The sequence below is a fragment of the Ruegeria sp. YTSA144 genome, from assembly GCF_059610125.1.
This window is the reverse complement of sequence record NZ_JBXWNA010000015.1, coordinates 14,231-31,255: the sequence shown is the minus strand read 5'-3', so window position 1 is coordinate 31,255 and position 17,025 is coordinate 14,231. Positions and strand designations below refer to the sequence as shown.

Annotated in this window: 18 protein-coding genes and 1 tRNA gene; 4 read left to right on the top strand and 15 right to left on the bottom strand. The window is 59.0% G+C overall.

Translation table 11 applies throughout. The features are described 5' to 3' along the window. Positions 1-23 precede the first annotated feature (23 nt). The 13 genes from AC2FF8_RS19640 to AC2FF8_RS19580 all read right to left on the bottom strand — a co-directional run bounded on the left by AC2FF8_RS19640 (position 24) and on the right by AC2FF8_RS19580 (position 11,576). Positions 24-440 carry a VOC family protein gene (locus tag AC2FF8_RS19640; RefSeq protein ID WP_257600031.1) on the bottom strand — a complete coding sequence of 139 codons (417 nt, stop codon included), beginning with the start codon at positions 438-440 and terminating at the stop codon, positions 24-26. Positions 441-530: 90 nt separating this feature from the next. Continuing rightward, positions 531-1,289, bottom strand: a complete 759-nt coding sequence (locus AC2FF8_RS19635) for an SDR family NAD(P)-dependent oxidoreductase (protein ID WP_496880527.1) — start codon at positions 1,287-1,289, stop codon at positions 531-533. After that, positions 1,286-2,092, bottom strand: a complete 807-nt coding sequence (gene iolB / locus AC2FF8_RS19630; protein ID WP_496880526.1) for a 5-deoxy-glucuronate isomerase — start codon at positions 2,090-2,092, stop codon at positions 1,286-1,288. The genes AC2FF8_RS19635 and iolB overlap by 4 nt, the downstream gene beginning before the upstream one ends. A gap of 48 nt (positions 2,093-2,140) precedes the next feature. Continuing rightward, positions 2,141-3,322, bottom strand: a complete 1,182-nt coding sequence (locus tag AC2FF8_RS19625; RefSeq protein WP_496880525.1) for a phytanoyl-CoA dioxygenase family protein — start codon at positions 3,320-3,322, stop codon at positions 2,141-2,143. Between the two features lie 49 nt (positions 3,323-3,371). Then, the gene (iolE, locus tag AC2FF8_RS19620; protein WP_496880524.1) at positions 3,372-4,271 is read right to left on the bottom strand and encodes a myo-inosose-2 dehydratase; all 900 of its coding nucleotides are present in this window, start codon (positions 4,269-4,271) and stop codon (positions 3,372-3,374) included. Next, positions 4,268-6,100: a 3D-(3,5/4)-trihydroxycyclohexane-1,2-dione acylhydrolase (decyclizing) gene (gene iolD, locus AC2FF8_RS19615; protein ID WP_496880523.1), complete on the bottom strand. Its 1,833-nt coding sequence runs from the start codon at positions 6,098-6,100 to the stop codon at positions 4,268-4,270. The genes iolE and iolD overlap by 4 nt, the downstream gene beginning before the upstream one ends. A 152-nt stretch (positions 6,101-6,252) precedes the next feature. Then, positions 6,253-7,074 carry an ATP-binding cassette domain-containing protein gene (locus AC2FF8_RS19610; protein WP_170347331.1) on the bottom strand — a complete coding sequence of 274 codons (822 nt, stop codon included), beginning with the start codon at positions 7,072-7,074 and terminating at the stop codon, positions 6,253-6,255. A 1-nt stretch (position 7,075) separates the two neighbouring features. Next, positions 7,076-8,182 carry an ABC transporter permease gene (locus tag AC2FF8_RS19605; RefSeq protein ID WP_170347330.1) on the bottom strand — a complete coding sequence of 369 codons (1,107 nt, stop codon included), beginning with the start codon at positions 8,180-8,182 and terminating at the stop codon, positions 7,076-7,078. A gap of 69 nt (positions 8,183-8,251) precedes the next feature. Further along, the gene (locus AC2FF8_RS19600) at positions 8,252-9,172 is read right to left on the bottom strand and encodes a sugar ABC transporter substrate-binding protein (RefSeq protein ID WP_170347329.1); all 921 of its coding nucleotides are present in this window, start codon (positions 9,170-9,172) and stop codon (positions 8,252-8,254) included. A 124-nt stretch (positions 9,173-9,296) separates the two neighbouring features. Further along, positions 9,297-10,310 (bottom strand): inositol 2-dehydrogenase, encoded by a 1,014-nt coding sequence (gene iolG, locus AC2FF8_RS19595; RefSeq protein ID WP_496873907.1) that lies wholly within the window; start codon positions 10,308-10,310, stop codon positions 9,297-9,299. A 379-nt stretch (positions 10,311-10,689) separates the two neighbouring features. Further along, positions 10,690-10,766, bottom strand: a tRNA-Arg gene (locus AC2FF8_RS19590). Positions 10,767-10,787: 21 nt separating this feature from the next. Continuing rightward, complete coding sequence (locus AC2FF8_RS19585; protein WP_496880522.1) at positions 10,788-11,264, bottom strand: GNAT family N-acetyltransferase; 477 nt, start codon at positions 11,262-11,264, stop codon at positions 10,788-10,790. Beyond that, entirely contained in the window at positions 11,265-11,576 is a 312-nt protein-coding gene (locus AC2FF8_RS19580; protein WP_152459136.1) for an ETC complex I subunit, read from the bottom strand. Positions 11,577-11,733: 157 nt separating this feature from the next. Between AC2FF8_RS19580 and AC2FF8_RS19575 the strand changes: the two genes are divergently transcribed. The 4 genes from AC2FF8_RS19575 (at position 11,734) to AC2FF8_RS19560 (ending at position 16,153) form a co-directional block, all read left to right on the top strand. Next, entirely contained in the window at positions 11,734-11,991 is a 258-nt protein-coding gene (locus tag AC2FF8_RS19575; RefSeq protein WP_496880521.1) for a hypothetical protein, read from the top strand. Between the two features lie 14 nt (positions 11,992-12,005). Continuing rightward, positions 12,006-14,195 (top strand): excinuclease ABC subunit UvrB, encoded by a 2,190-nt coding sequence (uvrB, locus tag AC2FF8_RS19570; RefSeq protein ID WP_496880520.1) that lies wholly within the window; start codon positions 12,006-12,008, stop codon positions 14,193-14,195. Positions 14,196-14,973: 778 nt separating this feature from the next. Then, the gene (locus AC2FF8_RS19565; protein WP_496880519.1) at positions 14,974-15,681 is read left to right on the top strand and encodes an ORF6N domain-containing protein; all 708 of its coding nucleotides are present in this window, start codon (positions 14,974-14,976) and stop codon (positions 15,679-15,681) included. Positions 15,682-15,724: 43 nt separating this feature from the next. Then, positions 15,725-16,153: an excinuclease ABC subunit B gene (locus tag AC2FF8_RS19560; RefSeq protein ID WP_496880518.1), complete on the top strand. Its 429-nt coding sequence runs from the start codon at positions 15,725-15,727 to the stop codon at positions 16,151-16,153. A 5-nt stretch (positions 16,154-16,158) separates the two neighbouring features. On the opposite strand, the gene AC2FF8_RS19555 is transcribed toward AC2FF8_RS19560, so the two are convergent. Together AC2FF8_RS19555 and AC2FF8_RS19550 are read right to left on the bottom strand one after the other, a co-directional pair. Continuing rightward, complete coding sequence (locus AC2FF8_RS19555; RefSeq protein ID WP_170347365.1) at positions 16,159-16,401, bottom strand: TFIIB-type zinc ribbon-containing protein; 243 nt, start codon at positions 16,399-16,401, stop codon at positions 16,159-16,161. 158 nt (positions 16,402-16,559) lie between these two features. After that, positions 16,560-16,982, bottom strand: coding sequence for an excalibur calcium-binding domain-containing protein (locus AC2FF8_RS19550; protein WP_170347320.1), 423 nt, complete (start codon positions 16,980-16,982; stop codon positions 16,560-16,562). Positions 16,983-17,025 lie beyond the last annotated feature (43 nt).

The following is a 17,025-nucleotide window of genomic DNA, read 5'->3' as shown; positions in this document are numbered from 1 at the left end:
TCTGCAAAACGCGTAGGCGGCTTCTAGTCGTCGCGCCCCGGATCATTGGGATTGCTGGAAAACAGGGCGATCTTGTTGCCCTGTGGGTCCCGCAGATAGCTGACATAGAAACGCGGCCCGTACATGGCGCGAAAGCCTGGCTGGCCCTCGTCCGACCCGCCGGCGCGCAGCGCGGCGGCGTGCAGGTCGCGCACCTGCTGCTGATTGCGCGCCTCGAAGGCGACCATCGCACCATTCCCGGCCGAGGCTGCGGCCCCGTCAAAAGGCGGTTTGACATAGAATTCCGGCAGAACCGGCCGCTGGTCCGGCGGCACCGGCAGGGCGAAACTCAGCCCTTCTGGGCCTTCCTCCAGCGCATAGCCGAGATCCGGCAGAAAGGCGCAATAGAACCGTTTTGCGCGCGCGATGTCGTCCGCGCCGACCGTGACATAGGCAATCATGCCGCATCTTCCCTTGCCGGGTGTCGATCCGTCAACCGGCACCAGCGCATCGGCGCACGTCGATTCCGGACGGGGAAGACCCCAAGGCCGTCAGATCGAGCCGCCCTCGACCATGAAATTCCCCGCGCTGCACATGGCCGCGTCATCCGAGGCCAGAAACAGCACCATCCGCGCCACATAGACCGGGTCGATCGGGTCGGGCAGGCATTGGCGGTCGATCTGTTTGGCCAGCGCCTCGGGCGTGACCCACAGGTCTTTCTGGCGCTGGGTCATGATCCAGCCGGGCACGACCGTGTTGACCCGGATCCGGTGATCGCCCAGCTCGCGCGCCATGGTGCGGGTCAGGCCATGCACCGCCGATTTCGCTGTGGCATAGGCGGGAAAGCCTGCACCGGCCTCCCACCACGAATTCGACCCGATATTGATGATCGAGCCTGCGCCCTTGGCGATCATTCCCGGTGCCACCGACTGAATGGCAAAGAACGTGTGGCGGATATTGGTCGCCATGCGCTCATCCCAATAGTCAGGCGTTACCTCGCGCCAGTCGTGCCGGTCATCCCGGGCCGCATTGTTCACCAGAACATCCGCGTCGCCCAATTCTTCCACCAATTGCCCTATTGCGGCGTTCATCTCGTCAATGTCGCGCAGATCGCATTGGGCGAATGCATGCTCTCCGTCCAGTTCGGAAAGCAAAGCAAGCCCGGCATCGGCGTTGAGGTCCAAAAACCCGACCTTTGCCCCCTGTTCGGCAAAGGCCCGAACGGTTTCCGCGCCAATTCCGCCGGCGCCTCCGGTGATGAAAACCGTTTTCCCTGCAAGGCTTGGGTAATTGGCAAAAGTATGGCTCATCCGTCACGCTCCATGATCCATTCGACCTCGGGGGCTGGAACGAATCGCCATTTCCGAAGCGGCCCGGCCATGACGTTCAGGTAATACATCTCAAACCCGTAGGGTGCACCGCAAGGGTGATGGCCACGCGGGACGGTCACAATGTCGCCATCGGATACCGCCATCGTCTCATCCAACTGGCCGTCATCGGTGTAAACCCGCTGGAGTCCAAATCCGTTCGACGGGTTCAGGCGGTGGTAGTAGGTCTCTTCCAGATATGTGATGCGGGGATAGTCATCCTCGTCATGGCGGTGACTGGGATAGGACGACCAATGGCCATTCGGCGTGAACACTTCGGTCACCAGCAGGCTGTCGGCGTAGTCCTCATTCTCCATCGCGATGTTGTTGATATAGCGCGTATTCACGCCCTTGCCGCGTTCAGTCAGCGTAATGCCATCCGGGCCGATGCGGCGCGCCTGATGACCGCCTTTGCCGGGCGCTGAACACACTGCGATGACACAATCGGTCTCGGCCACTGCATCCCATTCCGTTTCGTTTGGCAAATACAGGCAATGTGGCGGCGTCTTTTCAAAGACGTTCATCCGGTCACCCATAACCCCCCAATCCTGGCCGGCCCCGGTGATCCGCGCCTTGCCTTCGACCATCACCAGAATGACCTCACGATCCGCGGTCACTTCGTTTGCGCGATCCCCTGCCTTTAGATGATAAAGCCCAAAGCCCACATATTTCCATCCCGCGCTGGCCGGAGTGATGTCATGTACCTTGCCGTGGGTTCCAATCGGTTTCTTCAGCAGGTCTGCCATTCTTGTTCTCCTTCTTGGGCGGGCCCCGAGCGCCCGCCTGTGTTGAATTCAGGCAGCTTGCCTTTGGTTCCGGGCCGATAGGGACTTGGCCAGCTGCGCCTGGGTCCACCCTTCCGCAACCGCGCGACGCAGAATATCCGCCTGGCTTTCCGGCGCATTGCCCCCGACCGGGGGGTCCGTGTCCAGATTGGTCGGGAAGGGATAGCCCTCAGCCGTGGCCGCAATTGCGGCCTCCAACTGCGCTGCGTCCAGCGCCCCGCGCTGTTTCAAGGCGATCAGAGACGGGAACACCGCCACAGACATCGCCCGCCGATCCACCGCCTCCATCGCGCGCCCGAAGGCAGATGAGATTTGCAGCAGGTTTGCCATGCGATTGATGTCGGTGCTGCTGTTCGCGCCCGCCGCATGGAACAGCGCCGGATTGAAGAACACCGCGTCACCCTTTTCCAATGGCAACTGGATACAGCTGTCTTCGAAATGCGCCCGGTGTGCTTCATCGTGGAACGCCAGATAGCCCGGCGGGTAGAGCTGCGAGAACGGCAACAACTTGGTCGGCCCGCTTTCCACCGGCATGTCACAATGGGCAACCGCCCCTTGCAGGGTCAGCGAGGCCGTCACCAGATGCGCCTGTGCCGGATACCGGGCCGCGCTTTCGGCGCTTTGAAACCCAAGGTGATAATCCCGATGCGCCTGTTGCGCCTTGCCACCGGGGCGCACCTGATTGACCTGAGCAGTCACCTGATAGTTCGGCCCAAGCCATGCTTCACAGGCCGCCGCAATCGCCGTGTTCCCGAAATAGAGAGCAAAGCCCTCGGGGTCGCGCAGGCACTGTTTCTGCAATGCGTTCCACACCCGGTCATTCGCGCCGGACGCGGCAAAGTGATCGCCCTCACCGGCGCCACCCTGGCGTTCTTCTTCGATGATTTCACGAAACACATCCGTCGCCCGATCAATGATCGACGTATCCGGGTACGCCCCTTTCAAGGCGATCACACCGGCGGATCTGCCCAGCACCCGGCCCCATTCCGCCAGCAAGGCCCTACGCATATCAGGCTGTTCCAAACCGGAACGCAGTGCCTGCATATCATAGACGGGCACGTTCTTTTCGACCGAGGCGGCAAAAGGCACCGTCTCGGCGGAAAGAGACTGAGAGGTCAACACCTTGAATTCATCCAGATCACAGGATTCCCGGTCGAAATAGCCGACGAAACCGAGTTCTTGATTTACCATGATTTTTCTCCTCTTTCATGGCTTCGGTGTTGCCTCGAAGGGCGGGTTGTTACGCTTTGATCTCCAATCCTGCCTTGCCACAAACCTCGACAATGTGGTCATAGCCCTTCTTGGAGTACTCATAGGGCGGCGCCTTGGCCGGGTCCTGCTCTGCCTCGACCACGATCCAGCCGTTGTAATCCATTGCTTTCAATGCATTGGCCACGGCCTGAAAGCCGATGCAACCGTCACCCGGCACTGTGAACGCGCCCGCGATCACCGCATCCAGAAAACTGCGATTGTTCTCACGCGTGTCCTGTACGATTTCAGGACGGATATCCTTGAAATGCACGTGATGAACCCGGTCGCCCCAACGGTTCAACGTGGCCATCACATCGCCGCCTCCAAACAGCAGATGGCCCGTATCGAAGCACAGCTTCAATTCGGGGCCTGAACCCTCCATCAGCCAGTTCACCTCATCTTCGCTTTCGATAATCGTGCCCATGTGGTGGTGATAGGCCATGGGCATGCCCTGATCAGCCATCCACTCGGCAAGTTCGGTGATCTTGGCGGCGTAGGTCAGAACCTCGTCTTTGGACAGCTTGGGACGGTTGTTCACCGGTGTCCCGATCTGCCCCTGCACGGTATTTGAACACTCGGCATAGACGATGCACGGGCTGTTCAGCGCCACGAACTGTTCGACCTGTTCACGAACCGTTTCGCGTTCAGTCGCAAAATCGTTGACTAACGAGGCGCCGGAACACCAACCGCCACACAACGCAATGTCATTGCCTTCGAGATACGCGCGCAGTCCTTCGGTGTCGCCGGGCATCCTCTGGCCACGTTCAACACCTGTGTAACCGATCTCGCGCGCTTCTTTCAGCGCCTGCTCCATCGTGTAGGCTGCGGTCAGGTCCGGCAGGTCGTCATTCTGCCAGGCAATCGGAGAGATACCGATCTTCACGCTCATTTGGTGTTTCTTTCCTTGATGGCGGCTTCATAGGCCGCGCGTTTTTCATTCACTTCGGGGCGGGTGCTGACCTCGGGCACCGCCACTTCCCACCACGTTCCGCCATATTCGGTCGATGGGTAGGGATCGGTGTCGATCACCACGACATAAGGGCCGTTGACCTCACCGCGTTTGGCCAGCGCGTCTTCAAGCTCGGCAATTGAACTGACCTTGACCGAAGTCGCCCCCATCGCTGCCGCATGGGCTGCAAAATCGATGGCGGATGCCGTCTCGTGCACGGTATGGTCAAGAAGGTTGTTGAACTCGGCCCCGCCTGTCCCCATTTGCAGACGGTTGATGCACCCAAAACCCCGGTTGTCCGTGACGACAACGGTGAACGAGATCCCCATCATCGCCGCCGTCGCCATTTCCGAGTTGGCCATCATGTAAGTACCGTCACCGGTAAAGCAGATCACGTCGCGGTCGGGCTGGGCCATCTTGATGCCCATGGCACCGGCGATCTCATACCCCATGCAACTGAAGCCGTATTCCATGTGATAGGCACCGGGGCGCGGCGCCTTCCACAGCTTGTGCAGCTCACCCGGCATCGTGCCGGCGGCGCACATCGCAACAGTGTTTTCCTTGGCGGCCCGCTGCACGGCACCGATCACCTGCATATCCGTGGGCAGTGCATTGCTGTCGGTGGGGGCATCCGTCAGCGCATCAACTTTGCCGAACCAATCAGATTTCAATGTCGCAGGCAGACCCGGCGCGCGATGGTCGCCCAGCGCTTCGCTGAGTTCGCTCAGACCAACCCGAGCGTCGGCCTGCAACGGCATCGCTCCGTGCTTTTCGGCGTCGTAGGCGGCGGTGTTCAGGCTGATCAACTCTCGCTCGGGGTTCGCGAACAAACCCCATGACCCGGTAGTGAAATCCTGAAACCGGGTGCCGACGCCCAGCACAAGATCCGCCTTTGCGCAGATGTCATTGGCGGGTTCGCCCCCGGTCACACCAACGGGACCAAGGTTGAGCGGGTGATCCCAGGGCAATGCGGACTTGCCCGCCTGTGTCTCGGCCACCGGGACATTGTGTGCTTCGGCATAGCGCTGCAACGCGGCGGTTGCGTCCGAATAATGCACACCCCCGCCTGCAACGATAACGGGACGCTTGGCGGCCTTGATCGCGGCAACGGCACGGGCCAGTTCACCCTCATCCGGGCGAATGCGGCGCTGATACCAGACGCGTGGTTCAAAGAAGCTTTCGGGATAGTCATAGGCCTCGGCCTGCACGTCCTGACAAAAGGCCAGTGTCGCCGGGCCGCAATCCGCCGGGTCCGTCATCGTGCGGAAGGCACGCGGCAGAGCCGTCAGCAGATGTTCCGGGCGAGTGATGCGGTCGAAATACCGGCTGACCGGTCTGAAACAATCATTCGCACTGATCGTTCCATCCGAGAACACTTCGGGTTGCTGCAAAACCGGATCGGGGCCACGCGTCGCAAATACATCGCCAGGCAGCAACAAAACAGGCAGACGGTTTACATGGGCCAGAGCAGCGGCCGTGACCATATTGGTCGCCCCCGGTCCGATTGACGATGTCACCGCCATGGCGCGCCGCCGACCCAATTGCTTGGCATAAGCAATCGCGCTGTGTGCCATGGTCTGTTCGTTGTGACCGCGATAGGTGGGAAGACTGTCTTTCACGCCATGCAGCGCCTCGCCCAGACCTGCCACGTTGCCATGGCCGAAGATCGCCCACACACCTGCGATGAACGGCTCTCCGGCCTCGTTCATCTGCGCCCCGAGATAGCGCACCAGAGCCTGCGCCGCGGTCAATCGGACTGTTTTGCTCATCATGATCCCTTTCAGCTCGGAGCCGCTGTCGGCGGTCCGCGGGTTTTCTCATTTGCGAAGGTGTCAGGCCTTTTACCAGAGCCTGAAATCAGAGTGGCGTCAGGTGCCACCGCCCGATGGATGCCCCCGTGGGGGCACCCGTGTGTTTTGCTTTAAACAGTACCGCCCAGTGATCCCTCAAGCTCGGCCATTTCCTGACCGCCGGCCATCAGGTCCTGCAACTCTTCGGGTGTGATTTCACCGCGTTTGGCAGTGCCCAGTGTTTTGCCACGGTTCAGCACGGTAAACCGATCACCCACCGCCAGCGCATGGCGCACGTTGTGGCTGATGAAAACCACGCCGACACCCTGGCTGCGCACCCGGTCGATCGTGGCCAGAACATTCGACGTCTGACGCACCCCAAGTGCCGAGGTCGGTTCGTCCAGGATCAGGATCTTGGCACCGAAATACACCGCCCGCGCGATGGCCACCGTCTGACGTTCGCCGCCTGACAATGTACCAACCGCCTGATCCGGCGCGCGCAGATTGATGCCCATCTTGCGCATCTCTTCCATGCAGACTTCGTTTGCATGATCCACATCGAACCGCTTGAGCAGACCTTTGCCCTTGGTGGGTTCGCGCCCCATGAAGAAATTGCGCGTCACGCTCATCAGCGGGATCATCGCCAGATCCTGAAACACCGTGGCGATACCTGCTTCCATCGCATCGCGCGGCGTGTCGAAATGCAGCGGCTGACCTTCGAACATGATCTCGCCCTTGGTCGGTTTGTGCACCCCGGACATGGTCTTGATGAAGGTGGACTTACCCGCGCCGTTGTCGCCCAGCAGGCAATGGCATTCTCCCGGTTTGACGTCAAAGCTGACGCCAGCAAGCGCGATGATATTGCCAAAGTGCTTTTCGATGTCTTTCATCTGAACGATGGGCGCCTGATCGCCGACGGCATCGCCATGGTGGAACTTGGTGTCTTCGGTCATATCAGCGCTCCCCGGTTACGCGCTTGCGGATCGCGTTGTTGAACAGAACGGCAATCAACAGCATGGCACCCAGGAAGACCTGGAACCAATCCTGATCAAAGTCGGTATAGGTCAGGCCGATGACGACCATGCCAAAGATGATCGAGCCGAAGAAAGCCCCGATGGCCGAGCCGTATCCGCCGGTCAGCAGGCAGCCGCCGATCACCGCGGCGATGATCGCCTCGAATTCCTTCTGGAACCCCCGCCGCGCATCGGTCGAGCCCGCGTCCATGACGGTAATGATCGCCACAAGGGCGGCGCAGCAGGCCGTCAGCATGAACAGTGAAACCTTGACGCGATTCACCGGAACACCTGAATTGGATGCAGCCGTGCTGTCCCCACCCGAGGCGAAAATCCAGTTCCCCACCGGGGTGCGCAGCAGCACGTAGGTTGCCGCCAGTGTAATGACAATGAACCACAGGATTTCGACCGGAATTCCCGGGACCTTGGGCGCACCGCTTTTGAATGTATCGATCATGCCGTTGGCGGCCAGCCATGCGAACAGGCTGCCGAATGCTTCGCCCGAAAAGAAGGGGGCCAGCCAGTCGTTTTCGACCGCGTCGCGTACTCCGCGCAACTGGGTTGAACCGCCTGTCGCCATTTTCAGACCCACCAGTGACAGGCCACGAAGGATGAACAGAAACGCCAGCGTTACAATGAACGAAGGCAGGCCCGAACGGATCACGATATTGCCGTTGACCGCACCGACACAGGCCGCAAATACGAATGTCATTGGGATGGCAAAGAGCAGCGGCAGTTGCCAGGTCACGACACAGACGCCGAAAAACAGCCCCGAAAACGCGACCATCGATCCGATCGACAGGTCGAACTCTCCACCGATCATCAGCAGTGCCGCACCGATAGCCAGGATGCCCAACTGCGCCGCAGGGGTCATGAAGTTCATAACACCGGCAAGAGTGAACATCGATTCATCTGCGGTAATCGCAAAGAATAGGAAAACCAGAACAGCACCGGCAATGGCGCCCAGCTCGGGTCGTTTCATCAGTTTGGCTAGGAATGGTTCTTTCTTGACCCTTTCGTCCGACAGGACGGGCGCTGATTCACTCATGTTTTCCTCCCAATTCGGTGAGACCGGCGCGTTGGCGCCGATCCTGTTGTTTGTCGGATCGCGCCGAAATCAGCGGATACCCTGCGCGGACAGTTCGATGACCTGTGCGGCCTTGTCCTGAGTGATCAGGTTCGGACCCGAAGGCACGTCACCGCCCGGCATCAGGCCGTATTTGGCGTGAAGGCCCATGAAGTTCACCGACAGATAGCCCTGAAGGTACTGCTGCTGGTCGATGGCAAAGGCCGCGTCACCATCCACGATTGACTGGAGGAAGTTGGCCGACAGGTCGAACGAGGCAACATTCAAATCCCGCCCCGAGGCTTTGGCCGCGGCAACCGAAGGCTCGCCGGCCGAGCTTGCGCCCAGCGCCATAACGGTATCGACGCTTTCGTCAGAGGCCAGAGCGGCAGCAACCTTGGACTCGATCTCGGACGGATCGTTCGAGGTCGGCAGAACGGTTACTTTACCGCCAAACCCCTCGGTGAAGCCTTCGCAGCGCAGGTCAAGTGACACGTTGCCGACCTCGTGGTTGACACAGATCGCATTGGTTCCACCCATCGAGGCCAGCTTTTCACCAGCCGCCTTGCCCGCATCATATTCGTCCTGACCTACATGCAGCAGAGCGCCCAGTTCCTTGGCCACTTCCGCGCCCGAGTTGATCGAGATCACCGGGATACCGGCGGCAACCGCACGTTCGATCGAGGGGCCAAGCGCGTCCGCATCCGGGATCGAGACGATCAGCCCGTCGGGCTCCTGGTTCACGGCGGCGTCGATCAGCTGCGACATGGCCACCATGTCAAAGGTTTCAGGTGCACGGTATTCCACGTTCACACCGACATCCTTTCCGGCCTGCTCAACACCGTTTTTCACGACGTTCCAGAATGCGTCATTGGCCTGGCCATGCGACACGACGACGATTTCCTGCGCAAATGCAGGTGTGGCCAAGGCCAGTGCCCCCGCAGCAAGCGCGCCTTTAACGAATTTCTTCATTTCAGTTTCCTCCCAATGGTTCAGTCTGATCTTCTGTCGGGGTACCGGCCCCAATCATCCGGCTGTGCCGAATCTCAGTGGCTGCGGCGCTGGGCCGAGCTGATGTCAGTTTGAAGAATTTCGATCATTTTGCAACCGGTTTCAAAATTTCCTCCATTCGAACCGGTTTTCCTGCCCGCGCCGACAGGGTTGCGGCCTCGGCCATCGCCAGCGCCGCAACACCGTCCTTCAACGTGACCGGAACTTCGGATCCACGTTCAACTGCGTCGACAAAGGCGGCCCATTCCACGCGGTATGCAGGCATGTAGCGTTCCAGGAAAAAATAGGTCGGCTTGGCACCTACGACACCGTCCGCCGTTGACTTTACGACAGTGTTTTCCAGCATGTTCTGAGCCTGTAGCAACCCCTCGGACCCCAGCAACTCGACCCGTTGGTCATAACCATAGGCCGCACGTCGCGAGTTCTTGATTACCGCGATGCGGCCATCCGCGTAAGTCATTGTGACTGCGGCTGTATCCACATCTCCAGCGGCGCCAATTTCAGCATCCACAAGCGAGGACCCAACCGCCGAGATCGTTTCGGGAACCTCCCCCATCAGAAAGTTCGCCATGTCAAAATCATGGATCATCATGTCCCGAAACAAACCACCAGACACCTTTACGTAGCTGACAGGTGGTGGCGCCGGGTCAAAAGAGGTGATCGACAGGAGCTCTGCCTTACCGATCTCACCCGCATCCAGCCCCGCCTTCAAGGTCGCAAAATTGGGATCAAATCGTCGATTGAATCCTATCATGACCGGCTTGCCGCGTTCCGAGACGGTTTTCAGGCAATCCGTGGCGCGCTTCAGGTCCAAATCAACGGGCTTTTCACACAGAACGGCTTTTCCTGCGCCTGTCGCTGCTTCAATCAGATCAGAATGCGTATCTGTTGGAGTTGCAATCAGAACCGCGCCGATTTCCGGATCGGCAATGATCTCTTCGGAACTGCGCGCCTCGGCCCCATGATCGCTGGCAAGGCTGGCTGCGGCCTCGGGCAAGGCGTCGGAAACAGCAATGAGTTTGCTGCCGGGATGCGATGCAATCGCCTGCGCATGAACACGCCCGATGCGCCCGGCACCCAACAATCCGACGTTCAACATACAGATCTCCCGAATCTTGTTGTTGCGCGCAACAATGATTCCTTTTGCAACCGGTTGCAATATTTTTTTCACAACCTTGATGCTTTTACGGCCCAATCCCCAAATCACCCTGAAGAATCGCGATATGGTCCCGGGTCCCGATCCGCCGGCCGCAACCCACACGCTGAAATCCGCGCATTGGCCGTCCTACGGGAATCCCCCAATTTCGGAACATGGTGAATCAGGTTAATACTTGGTTAAGGAACACACACTACCACACTGTGACCCCTTAGAAGGGCTGGCATGACCCCCTCGTCCAGCCCTTCATTCCCTCCCAACTGCCACAAGAAAACGGCCCGCATTGCGGCCCGATGCGTTCATTGAAATTGACGTTCGAGAATGGCGATCCCTGAAGGACTCGAACCCTCAACCTGCTGATTAGAAGTCAGCTGCTCTATCCAGTTGAGCTAAGGGACCGCTGCACCCTTCTTGCGGTTTTTACGAGCGGGGTTCAAGAGCCAAGCGCATGAATGCGCTGTTCGGATCGTCGCTGTACCCAAAGATCGGACCGCTGTAGGAATAACCCAACGCTTCGTAAAGCTTGCGGGCGGCATCATACTCCGGAAGATGCTCTGCCCCGGTTTCCAAAACCAATGCTTCGACGCCTTCTGCGCGCGCCAGTTCGGCCAGATGAGTCATCATGACGCGCGCCAGTCCGCGCCCCCGTGCCCGTGCAAGGATATGCACCGACTTCACCTCGGCCGTGCCATCGGGCAACAGCTTCAGGGCGCCGCAGCCCAAAGCCTGCTGATCGTCGAAAACCGCACAGAATCGAATACCCGGTCCGGCCAGTGATTCTGCGCTCATCGTGTGGTTGCTTTCCGCAGGGCCGGCCGATTCGCTGTGGGCGAAATGCGCTTCGACAATCGGGCGCAACACGTCCGAGGTCGGGTCGGCCTCGCGAATTTCGATCATTCAGTGAGTCCAGGGACCACGGCGGTCGGTGGCGAAGTTTTCCCCGTAGCCGCGTGCGCGCAGGTTGGGTTTGCGCTTGTGCGGCTCGCTGACCTGCGCGTCGATACCATTGTCCCGGGCGTAATCCATCGCCTCTTTCTTGGTGTCGAATTTCAGGCGTATCTGGGTTTGCGTGTCGTTGGATGATGTCCAGCCCATCAGCGGATCAACCTCACGTGCCGAAGCGGGGGCATATTCCAGAACCCACTTGCGGGTCTTGGCCATCCCTGAAGTCATCGCATTCCTTGCAGGCTGGTAAATCCGTGCGCGCATGTCGCCTCTCCGTACTCACTTGGCTGGACCTGTTTATGCGTCAGAGTGCGGCCCGGGACAAGACAACAATTGTCGCGGATCACCGAAGCAAGCCAATGCCAGAAACTGTCATCAGGACCTATTATGATCTTCCATCAATCAGCCAAAGGATAATCAGATGATCCATCGTGAACGCACTCCGGACGCCGACGCAAACCCCGGGAACATCCGGGCGATGCCCTCGACCGAAGCCCTTGCCGTGATCGCCGTCAAACCGATGATGACGAAGGCTCTCATCGGCGAGTTTGCCGCGCTGGCCGGCAAGGTTGGCTCGGATCACGATCCGGATGCGTATCTGCCCAGTGTCGAAACTGGGGGATTTGTACCGGATCAGCCCTTGCAGTTGGACAAAATAAGAACAAATGTAAGGGCCTGATCCGGAGCCTGCCCATGCCATACGCCCATTCCGACAAGACCCAAATGACAACCGAAGATGTTCGGGCCCGCCTGAAACTGGAAGGCGGCAAACGGTTTGTCATGCATACGGAGTTCGCCCCCGCAGGAGACCAGCCAACCGCGATCAAGGAACTTGCTGGCGGCATTCTGGATGGGGAGCGTGATCAGGTTCTGTTGGGGGCGACCGGTACGGGCAAAACCTTCACGATGGCCAAGGTGATCGAGGAAACCCAGCGCCCGGCCATCATCCTCGCCCCCAACAAGACATTGGCGGCACAGCTATATGGCGAGTTCAAAGGCTTCTTCCCGGAAAACGCGGTCGAATACTTCGTCTCCTACTACGACTACTACCAGCCCGAGGCCTATGTCGCGCGGTCGGACACGTATATCGAGAAGGAATCGCAGATCAACGAACAGATCGACCGGATGCGCCACTCGGCCACGCGGGCGCTGCTGGAACGGGATGACGTGATCATCGTGGCCTCGGTCTCGTGCATCTACGGTATCGGCTCGGTCGAGACCTACGGGGCGATGACGCAGGATCTGAAGGTCGGGAACGAATACGACCAGCGGCAGGTGATGGCCGATCTGGTGGCCCAGCAATACCGCCGCAACGATCAGGCCTTCCAGCGCGGCAGCTTCCGGGTACGGGGCGATTCCCTGGAAATCTGGCCCGCCCACCTTGAGGATCGCGCCTGGAAATTCTCGTTCTTCGGTGAGGAACTGGAAAGCATCACCGAATTCGACCCGCTGACCGGCGAGCGCGCCGCAACGATGGAACAGGTGCGCGTCTATGCGAACTCGCACTACGTGACGCCGAAACCGACGATGCAGCAGGCGATCATCGGCATCAAAAAGGAACTGCGCCAGCGGCTGGATCAACTGGTGGGCGAGGGCAAGCTGCTGGAAGCGCAGCGGCTGGAACAGCGCACCAATTTCGACCTGGAAATGCTCGAGGCCACCGGCGTCTGCAACGGGATCGAGAACTACTCGCGCTATCTGACCGGCCGCGCGCCCGGAGAGCCGCCCCCGACCCTGTTCGAATTCATCCCCGACAACGCCATCGTCTTTGCCGACGAAAGCCACGTCAGCGTTCCGCAGATCGGCGGCATGTACCGAGGCGACTATCGGCGCAAGTTCACCCTGGCCGAACACGGCTTCCGCCTGCCGTCCTGCATGGACAACCGACCCCTCAAGTTCGAGGAATGGGACGCCATGCGCCCGCAATCCGTCTTCGTCAGCGCCACCCCGGCGAAGTGGGAGATCGAACAGACCGGCGGTGTCTTCACCGAACAGGTGATCCGCCCCACGGGCCTCTTGGACCCCGAGGTCGAGATCCGCCCGGTCGAGATGCAGGTGGACGACCTGCTGGACGAGGTGCGCAAAGTCTCGGCCAAGGGGTTCCGCACGCTGGTCACCACGCTGACCAAGCGCATGGCCGAAGACCTGACCGAATACATGCACGAACAGGGCATCAAGGTCCGTTACATGCATTCCGACATCGACACGATCGAGCGGATCGAAATCCTGCGCGACCTGCGGCTGGGCGCCTTCGACGTGCTGGTGGGCATCAACCTGCTGCGCGAGGGGCTGGACATCCCCGAATGCGGGCTGGTCGCCATTCTGGACGCCGACAAGGAAGGCTTCCTGCGGTCCGAAACCTCGCTGATCCAGACCATCGGCCGCGCCGCGCGGAACGCCGAAGGCCGCGTGATCATGTATGCCGACAAGATCACCGGTTCGATGGAGCGCGCCTTGGGCGAAACCAACCGCCGCCGCGCCAAGCAGATCGCCTATAACGAGGAACACGGCATCACGCCTGAGACGGTAAAGAAGAATGTCGAGGACGTTCTGGCCGGGCTCTATCAGGGTGACGTGGACATGAACCGCGTCACCGCCACCATCGACAAACCGATGCACGGCGCCAACCTCGAGGCGCATCTGGATGGTCTGCGCGACAAGATGCGCAAAGCTGCCGAGAACCTGGAATTCGAAGAGGCCGCCAACATCCGAGATGAGATCAAACGTCTGGAAGCGGTCGATCTTGCCATCGCCGACGACCCCATGGCGCGCCAATGGGCGGTCGAGAAAGCCTCGGAAGATGCAGTGAAATCGCGCGGACGGTCGACGGCTGGCAGGCCGGGGCAGCGTGGGGGGAATGTGAAGCGGCGGAAGGGGAGCTAATAAGGTTACTTTTCGCTGTTACATGCAAAGGTTATTTGACAGTAGATTTTTGGCTTCTACATCCCATTCAATTCCAATTAACCCGAGAAAGAATGATGAGATGTTCCACAGAATGAACTTCAAAATTTCAGCTATTCCGCCAATAAATACTGCTGCAATATAGGACGCGGTACGTAGCAGACCCCAGATCAAAGTCCAAAGAACATTTAGTAGGCCGCTACCATGCGCATCGACAACCCTACATTCTAGATAGTCAACGTAAGCAAAACAAACCAAAGAAATAAATGCGAAAACAGAACCGGCTATTAATGGAAACCATATTGGTGAAAGCGCCGCTAGGGTTATGGTCAAGAACGATTTTACCTTTACTCCCACTGGGTCACCTAATTAATTGCCTTCAAGAACATTGCCGCAACGAATGAATGCTCAGACTGATAGTCTTAACGCATTAATCCACTTTAGCTTCTGCGCATATCGTCGCCATCCTCTATTTTCTCATTAGACGTTGGATAGAGCAACACCTACAATTTTATTTACGTTTGTGCTGCGCCTTTAGTTTGGAGGGAACTACAGACTTTGAGTGGAGCCAGTTTCCACGCCAAGTTCCAAGTATCAATACTTCCTATTGGTCAACTCGGTTTCAAGTTGTCCACATTTTTTGTTTCACTTTGGTTCTTTGAGGTGTGGTCCGTTCGGCAACCCCAAAAACTCCACCCTTGCCACGCACCCCTCCCTCCTCCACGTTTGAAATCACAGTTTGTGATTCCAAACGGTTGCCATGACGAACGCCAAAAACCTTCCCAGCACACAAGAGGTCCAAAGCGCCATCCACAGGGTGCGCGGCACTCGCGTGGTCCTGGCCGAGGATCTGGCGCGGTTCTACGGAAAATCCGTCAGCGCCTTCAATCAGGCCGTCTCGCGCAACAAGGATCTGTTCGAGGGCTATCGCTTTCAGCTGACCGACGACGAGGTGGCCGATTTGATATCACAGAATGTGATCTCGAAACCCAAGGGCCGCGGCGGGCGGCGGGTCAACCCGTGGGTCTATACCGATTACGGCGTGGCCATCGCCTCGACCCTGTTCAAAGACCCGCGCGCGATCAAGATCACCCGCATGATCACCGAGGCCTTCGTCGACGGCGCCAACGCCCTGGCCGAGACCCCGCGCAGCGCGCCCGAGATCCTGCCGCCCGAAGGCACCCCCGCCCCGCTGCTGCCCAATGGCGATCAGTTGCGGGCGCTGGCCGAAAACATCCTCGATTCCGGGCGGCAGAGCCTTGTCGATTATATCGCCAACCCCACCACCAAGCGCCAACAGGCCGTGGCCGTGATCATGAAGACGCTGGCGGAAACCGCCGGCGAAGAGGTGCGCACCCAACAGGAACGTCTACGCCTGAGCATCGCTGAACGGTTGGCCGCGGGCGATTATGCCGATGATGATGACCGCAAGGGGTTGCTGGACCTGCTGAATGCAATGAAAGGCTGACGCAGCCCTTGCCCCGGACCTTTCGGCCGCTAGACTCCGGGACATGCGCGTTGTCTTGTTATCACTGATCCTCGGCACACCCGCCGCCGCGTGGGAAGCAACGGTGGGCCAGATCTGCACCCTGTCACACGTGACGGGTACGGCAGAGATATTCCTGACCTATGACCCGGCAAAGCCGCTCTATACCCTGTCCGTTACCCGCAAGACCGAAGGTTGGACCAATACCCCATGGTTCGCGATGCGGTTCGAGGGGCCAAACCCCATCGAAATCGCCACTCCGCATCATGTCCTGTCTGACGGTGCATCATCGTTGACGGTCACTGATACAGGATTTGGAAACGTGCTGGTCGGGCTGGAATACAACTTGACCGCCTATGCATTCACGCAGGACAGGGTGACTGAATTTCCCTTGAACGGTGCTGCGCCCCAGGTTCGCATTTTTCGCGAATGCGCCGGGGCCCAGCTGTCCTGACCGGGTCAGAAATCGAACAGATCTTCCAGAAAACCGCCTCGTTTCTTTTTCTTGCGATAGCCGTGATCTGCCCGGTCATCATAGCCGGATTGTGGCGGAGGCGGTGGAGCATAAGCTGTCGACCGCTCAATGATCTTGTCCAGTTCGCCCCGATCTAACCAGACACCTCGGCATTGCGGACAGTAGTCGATTTCAACCCCGTTTCGGTCCGTGATGACCAGTTGAGTTCCGTCAATCGGGCATTGCATCATACGATCTCCCATTTTGCTATCAGTATGAGATGGGGTTGATCCGCTGCATTGCCATCCCTCTGTGACATGACGCCCGATCGCCCGGGCCGAAGTCGGGTGATGCAGGCAACTGGTCCTGTCCCGAGTGGATCTTCTGAACTTCGCAATTGCCGCCGTCAGGGTCGCACGAACTTGGCCGTTCCAAGAGACCGTTGTTGCGGTTCAGGACTGTTGTGAACTGGCGGCGCAGTTGACTGCGGCACGCTGGCAGAACCACAGGCGACCCCGTCGCCATCCGGGTCATTGCGCTTGTGATAACCTGCCTGCCCTTCATAAAATGGCCCCACCCCCAGCGACTGCGTTGCATCACAACCCGCCAATGCGATCAGGTGGATCACCGCCTCGTCCCGCTCAAATTCAGATAGGCGCAGAAAAACACCCGTGGCGATCAACACGGTGGTCAGCGGCAACAACAGAACCATGACCAGAATGCGAACCGGAGACAGCGCCTGCCTGCGCGTTGCCTCTGCGCGTCTGTGTCGTCTGGACGACCGTGGCTTCAGATCAGGCGTATCCTGCGAGGGTTTCTTGAACAGCATTGTCTGATCTTTAACGTCGATTTGTGGCAAAGCCGAGGCAATC

Bases quoted from the DNA above. Each gene is read 5' to 3' on its own strand.
- AC2FF8_RS19600 (WP_170347329.1), bottom strand. From the start codon at position 9,172: ATGAAGAAATTCGTTAAAGGCGCGCTTGCTGCGGGGGCACTGGCCTTG.
- AC2FF8_RS19565 (WP_496880519.1), top strand. From the start codon at position 14,974: ATGACGAACGCCAAAAACCTTCCCAGCACACAAGAGGTCCAAAGCGCC.
- AC2FF8_RS19635 (WP_496880527.1), bottom strand. From the start codon at position 1,289: ATGAGCCATACTTTTGCCAATTACCCAAGCCTTGCAGGGAAAACGGTT.
- AC2FF8_RS19585 (WP_496880522.1), bottom strand. From the start codon at position 11,264: ATGATCGAAATTCGCGAGGCCGACCCGACCTCGGACGTGTTGCGCCCG.
- AC2FF8_RS19555 (WP_170347365.1), bottom strand. From the start codon at position 16,401: ATGCAATGCCCGATTGACGGAACTCAACTGGTCATCACGGACCGAAAC.
- AC2FF8_RS19610 (WP_170347331.1), bottom strand. From the start codon at position 7,074: ATGACCGAAGACACCAAGTTCCACCATGGCGATGCCGTCGGCGATCAG.
- iolG (WP_496873907.1), bottom strand. From the start codon at position 10,310: ATGTTGAACGTCGGATTGTTGGGTGCCGGGCGCATCGGGCGTGTTCAT.
- AC2FF8_RS19560 (WP_496880518.1), top strand. From the start codon at position 15,725: ATGCGCGTTGTCTTGTTATCACTGATCCTCGGCACACCCGCCGCCGCG.
- AC2FF8_RS19575 (WP_496880521.1), top strand. From the start codon at position 11,734: ATGATCCATCGTGAACGCACTCCGGACGCCGACGCAAACCCCGGGAAC.
- iolE (WP_496880524.1), bottom strand. From the start codon at position 4,271: ATGAGCGTGAAGATCGGTATCTCTCCGATTGCCTGGCAGAATGACGAC.
- AC2FF8_RS19640 (WP_257600031.1), bottom strand. From the start codon at position 440: ATGATTGCCTATGTCACGGTCGGCGCGGACGACATCGCGCGCGCAAAA.
- iolB (WP_496880526.1), bottom strand. From the start codon at position 2,092: ATGGCAGACCTGCTGAAGAAACCGATTGGAACCCACGGCAAGGTACAT.
- AC2FF8_RS19625 (WP_496880525.1), bottom strand. From the start codon at position 3,322: ATGGTAAATCAAGAACTCGGTTTCGTCGGCTATTTCGACCGGGAATCC.
- uvrB (WP_496880520.1), top strand. From the start codon at position 12,006: ATGCCATACGCCCATTCCGACAAGACCCAAATGACAACCGAAGATGTT.
- iolD (WP_496880523.1), bottom strand. From the start codon at position 6,100: ATGAGCAAAACAGTCCGATTGACCGCGGCGCAGGCTCTGGTGCGCTAT.
- AC2FF8_RS19550 (WP_170347320.1), bottom strand. From the start codon at position 16,982: ATGCTGTTCAAGAAACCCTCGCAGGATACGCCTGATCTGAAGCCACGG.
- AC2FF8_RS19580 (WP_152459136.1), bottom strand. From the start codon at position 11,576: ATGCGCGCACGGATTTACCAGCCTGCAAGGAATGCGATGACTTCAGGG.
- AC2FF8_RS19605 (WP_170347330.1), bottom strand. From the start codon at position 8,182: ATGAGTGAATCAGCGCCCGTCCTGTCGGACGAAAGGGTCAAGAAAGAA.